This window comes from Sphingomonas sp. Leaf33, assembly GCF_001421785.1.
In the GTDB taxonomy this organism is placed as follows: Bacteria; Pseudomonadota; Alphaproteobacteria; order Sphingomonadales; family Sphingomonadaceae; genus Sphingomonas.
On record NZ_LMLB01000001.1, the window covers coordinates 1,558,757 to 1,564,038 of the forward strand.

4 protein-coding genes are annotated in these 5,282 nt (G+C 68.0%); 3 read left to right on the plus strand and 1 reads right to left on the minus strand.

The window, feature by feature from the left end; translation table 11 throughout:
• The first annotated feature begins 184 nt into the window (after positions 1 to 184).
• Entirely contained in the window at positions 185 to 1,222 is a 1,038-nt protein-coding gene (locus tag ASE86_RS07750; RefSeq protein WP_056424228.1) for a hypothetical protein, read from the plus strand.
• On the opposite strand, the gene ASE86_RS07755 is transcribed toward ASE86_RS07750, so the two are convergent.
• Positions 1,179 to 2,273: a hypothetical protein gene (locus ASE86_RS07755; protein ID WP_056424230.1), complete on the minus strand. Its 1,095-nt coding sequence runs from the start codon at positions 2,271 to 2,273 to the stop codon at positions 1,179 to 1,181. The two genes, ASE86_RS07750 and ASE86_RS07755, sit on opposite strands and share 44 nt — an antisense overlap.
• Before the next feature lie 213 nt (positions 2,274 to 2,486).
• On the opposite strand from ASE86_RS07755, the gene ASE86_RS07760 reads away from it, so the two are divergent.
• Both ASE86_RS07760 and ASE86_RS16210 read left to right on the plus strand, forming a co-directional pair.
• Entirely contained in the window at positions 2,487 to 3,407 is a 921-nt protein-coding gene (locus tag ASE86_RS07760) for a hypothetical protein (protein ID WP_056424232.1), read from the plus strand.
• Positions 3,404 to 5,282, plus strand: a 1,879-nt coding sequence (locus ASE86_RS16210; protein WP_056424234.1) for a hypothetical protein, incomplete at its 3' end; no start/stop codon positions are given. The genes ASE86_RS07760 and ASE86_RS16210, both read left to right, overlap by 4 nt.

Consider the following 5,282-nt stretch of genomic DNA (forward strand, 5'->3'; position numbering starts at 1 on the left):
CTGTCCGAGATCGTCGCCCTGGCAGGTAGTTAGGCGTCGATACACGTTAGGCCGTTCCCACCAGACACGGCTGATCTGATGCGTCGAGCGCCAAGGCGATGCCGCGGGCGGCAGCGCCGTCAGCACCGCAATCAACCCGCTTGGCGCGACCCCTAAGTCCCGTAATCCCGAATGGAGGCAAGAAATGGAAAACACGTCCGATCCGGGCGGCGCGTCGGCGCGCCCCGTGAAGATGCCGTTCGATCAGCGCGATCCGCGCGACCCCGATCCGGAACGCACCGATCTCACCGGCGTCGCTCCGCTGCGCCTCGCCGAGATCAGGCGACGCGTCGAGGTGGTCAAATCGTATCTGGCGATCGCAACACCCGATGATCACGCCCGCCGAACCCACGCGCTCGCGTTGGGCCTGAGCGTCAACCAGTTCCTGGCACTCGTACGGGCGTGGCGCGAGCACGGGCGTGCCGAGGCGATCTCGGGCGCCGGCGCGTCGCGCGGCACGCCGAGACCGACCGGGCCGCGCAACCTGCCGACCGAGTCGAAGAGCGCCGCACGGGAGGTGGTAGCGGGGCTCGGCGCCGACGTGTCGCACGTCGATGCGGTAGCGGCTGTCGAGGCGCGGTGTCATGCACTGGGGGTCAAGGCGCCCTCGCGAAGCACCGTCTGGAACATGATCATGGCGGCGCGGCGCGACGCGCGCGGCGTCGAAGGCGAAGATGGGCTGGTCGTGTCGCGCTGCCACGCGAAGCTGCCCGTCGAACGTCACGGCGCGGTGACGTTCCCGTCGCTGCTCCTCGTCGTCGACTCGGGCGACGGCTCCGTCCTCGCCGCGGCGATGGAGGACGACGACATGGCCGTGGGCATCGTCAGCGACGTAATTCGCGCCGAAAGTCGCGGACGCAGGGTCCTGATCGACATGGACATCGCCCGAAACTCGGACATCGGTGTACTGGCGGATGTCCGCTGTGTCAGGCCCAGTGCGGCACGCACGGCGACGGCGAAGGCGCTCGGCCGCGGCTTCGGGTCGATCGAGCTCATCTATCAGATCAGCCGAGCCGTCCGGCCGGAGAAAACCCTCAGGTCGCGCAAAGACCGGCCGCTGCAGCCGGGCGATGCGCGCGACGTCATCTTCGGGCAGCTGTCGGCCCACAACGCCGCGCGCGGTGCGCAGCCGCCGATCGTCAGCTGGCTGCGTTCCGCGACAGGAAGTCGAGCAGCCGCCTGAGGTCGTCGGGCGGCGGGTTGCCGGTCGCCTCCGTCAGACCGGCTATCCGGTCCGCATCGTATTCGTCGATCTCCACCGCAAGTCGCATCCGGTGATCGTCCGTCGTGCGCGCAGCGCGCGCCAACCCGCCTGTGTCGGGATCGCCCGTCGTGTGCTTCGGCATCAGCACCAGCGAACCGATGCGCAGTCCGGTCAACGATCGCAGGTAGCGGCCGAAGCGCTTCTCCCGCGTTGAGGGTTCCAGCGGAGCGGCTATCCCGGCGGCGGCCGCGGTCGCCCGTATACCCGCCCAGCACTCCACGTCCTGACCAGCGACCACTTCGACCCGCTCCATGCGATCGACCCAGGGCAAACCATCGAGGCGACCCGACTGAAGGCGGCGGATCGCGTCGCGTGCAGCCAGCGCGTAGCCGGTGCGGCTGTCGGCGATGTCGCCAAGCGCCGCGCCGAAGACGACCTGCGTGCCACGGTCCAGGATGACGAACGCCGTCAGGAGTGTGGTGTCGGAAGGCGTGAGGGTGCAGGCGCAGCAGTCGAGCCTCACCTCGCGACCGGCCTGGCTAAGCTGCTCGCGCCGACGCTTCTCCTGCTCGACGTACTGGCGCAGCGTGTTGTGCTTCGGGGCGTCCTTCAGGGCGCCGACGACCGCTTCGAGATCCAGCGCGAGCTTCCTGACGCTACCCTTCGGATCGGCCTCCACCACCGCGCCGACAGCCTTCCTGATCACGGCGTCGTGCTTGCCGACGCGCTTCTTCGGGGCGCCGGCGAAGGCGCCGAGCGAGACCAGGGACCGCGTCTCCCGCCACGCCTTGCCCATCTCGTACATGCGCGTGACGCTCTTGACGCCCGCATCGGCGGCCGCCTGGTTCACGTCGATGGCGCCATCCGAGGCGATCCACCTGTCCAGCGCCTTGATCCGCTGGATCGCCTTGGCCCGCTGATCGACCGACAGCGCCGCCCACATCGTCGCCTCCCGCTCGGGCAGCGGGTCGCCGAACCACGCCGTGGGCGAACTGGCCACAGCCGAACTGCTCTTGCGCTCCTTCGTCATGTCACCCACATACCGACCAGCAGCCCGATCTCCAAACTATTTTCGATCTCCAGACAAGTTTCGATTGACTTGTCGGTCCGCCAGGCCCACATGGCCAGCATCGAAAGTTGTCTGGAGACCTAGAATGGATGATGAGAAGACCCGCATCCGGGTCAGTCCGCTGCCCATCCGCCGCCCGGCCTGGCCGCCGCGCGTCAGAAGTCGTACGTCCACATGGCGGCCACGCCCGGCACCCGCCGCGGCCCCGCGGCGGACCTGACCGTGGGAATGCTCTCCAACGCGGTCACCCGCAGCCACGGCATCAGGCCGGCCTACAACCTCATCCCGTACCGCACGGATCCCGGGCAGCGTCCGTCGCCGCGCCGGCTCCGCCGGGTCGTCGACCAGTGGCTGCCGGTGGGCCATGCCAACTTGATCGCCAGGATCACGCTCTTCCAGCACGGCGGGCATGCCCGTCCCGTGATCACGCGCGGGGGCAAACACCTGCGGTTCCGCTTCACGTCCGTCGTGACGGGCACGACGCAGATCGGCGAGGGCTTCGGGGAGCGGATGCTCGCGCGCTACAACGAGGTCGCGACCCGCATCCACGACTACGAATGCCATCCCGGCGAGCTGGCGATCTCGCGCAACGGACGAATCCAGACCTATCGACCCGACGGCATCCGCGTCCTCGATGACGGAACCATCGAGCTGATCGAGGTCAAGCGGACGCCGGACGACCTGTCCGACGAGGAATACCGCGAGATACTCGGTGTCGTCGCCGAGGTCGCCCGGCTCTGCGGATGGACGTTCCGCATCCTCCACCTCCGCGACATCATGGGCCCCCCAGCGGCCAATCCGCGTCAGGTGACGCCTCGCGTCCGCAACGTCGACACCCTGTTCGACCGCCGCACCATGTATCTCACTCCCCAGGAGCAGAGGACCGCCGACCGCATCATCGGACGCGGCGATCCGATCGAATGGGGAGATCTGCGCGATCAACTCGCCCCGCGCGACGCTTTGCAGGGCGATGCCGTCATCGAGCGGCTCCTCGCGCGCGGAAGGCTGTCGACCGATCTCGACGTGCCGTTCCGGACCGACACGGCACTCGTCCCCGCGATCCCCTTCACCGGCCGGTCGGGGATCCGGCTGTGAGCGGGGCAGACGGCCAGGTGCCGAAGCCCATCGCCCCGTGGAACCTCGACGTCGAGCCCGGCGATCCGGTCGACATCTTCGACAACCGCTTCCTGTTCGAGCGGGTTGATCCGGACCACGCCGTGACGTTCCGGCCGCCCGCGGGCACCGATGCGGGCGACTTCATGATCGAGGGGCAGGACGGGCGGCCCCGCAAGCCCTTCGTCGCCGAAGTCGCGCTGCTGATGGGGGCGGGCGACCTCATCTGGCGCGAGAAGCCGCTGAGCACGGAGGCCCGCCGCTTCGCCCGCGCGCAGGAGCTCGACGCCAAGCAGGCCCGCGCCATCGACCCGCGATGCCAGTTCCGGACGGCGATCGTGCGCCGCTTCGACGCCAACCCCTGGAGCAAGTCGGACCGCAGCCTGAGGGCGTTCATCAAGCACGCGCTCGCCGACCCGACGATCGCGGCCATGCCGGGTGCGTGGGAGGCATGCCCGGCGACGTTGCGCACCTGGCTGAACGAGCGGGGAGAGGAAGGCAGTCGAAAGGAGCGGGATGGCATCTCGATGACGAACCGCATGCCGCGGATCCGCGGCATCGCACACCCGCTCGAGATCGTGTTCCACCACACCACCAGGGTCAACAGCGTGCGCGGCAGCGTCCAGATGAACCACGACATCTATGTCGCGGAGTTGGCGAAGATCAACGCTGGAGAGCCGCTGAACCGCACGATGTGGATCAACCCGGACGGCAGCGGGATCCAGGACGGGCGGCCCGCGGAGTACGCGGTGCCCCCCAAGCCCTACGTACCGATACCCTACCTCAAGTTCTGGCGCCTGGCCCGCGACCTGAAGACGGCGAAGTCGCATGGGCTCAAGCGGGGCCCGCAGGCCGAGGACCAGCGTTACGGCGGAGGTGGGTCGGGCGATCTCCCGACCCACCTCGGGGCGCTGTGCTGGATGGATAGCACGGAGGTGCCGAAGGCCTTCTTCGTCGACGATGACACCGGCATCCCGATCGGCCTCGCGACGATGACGCTGCTGACCGAGCACAGGTCCAGCGTCGTCGCAGGCCACGACCTGTGCGCCGGGGGCTGCTCATCCTCCGCCGTGATGCGCACGGTGCTTTCCGCCAACAAGCCGAAGGATGTGCCCGAGGACCTCCTCAAGATCGATCCCAACCTGACCTGGCTCCGGCTCAGGCCCGGAGTGATCCGCTTCGACAACGCCACCGAGACCCACGGGCGGACCGTCGAGGACAACCTCGGCGACGCCTACATCGGGACCGACTTCGTCGGGTCGAGGATGCCGCGCGACAAGAACGTCATGGAACGCGTCATGGGCACGTTCCAGGAACTGCTCTTCAAGCACATTCCCGACGCGAACTACGACATCGCCCGCATGCGCCTCTACGGTTTCAAGCCCGAGGACGGGCATGTGATCTGCTCGCTGCGCACCGGGCAGCGCCTGCTCGCCCGCGCCGTGATGACGCAGAACGTCACCCGCAGCCGTGGCCGCGGTCGCGACAGACGTCAGCCCGCGCTCGTCTGGAAGCAGTGTCTGGGACAGGGCAAGCTGAACGTCCTCAAGGACGCCGACGAGTTCGAACGGTCCATCGGCACGGTCAAGTTCATGACCATGAACAACTCTGGCATCGAGATGTTCAACCGGCGCTACACGCCCGGCGCCGTGGTGATGAAGAAGATCATCCAGGACTTCGAGCGCGCGCTCAAGCTGCAGAAGGGCGACAACGCCCCCACGCCGAAGACCAATTCGGACGACCGCAAGCGGCCCAAGTTCAAGGTCAAGATCCGCTTCGACGAGGATGACCTCGGCTACATCCGCGTCTGGAACCCGCACTGCGAGCCCAAGCGTTGGGAGGTGTTCGAGTGCACCG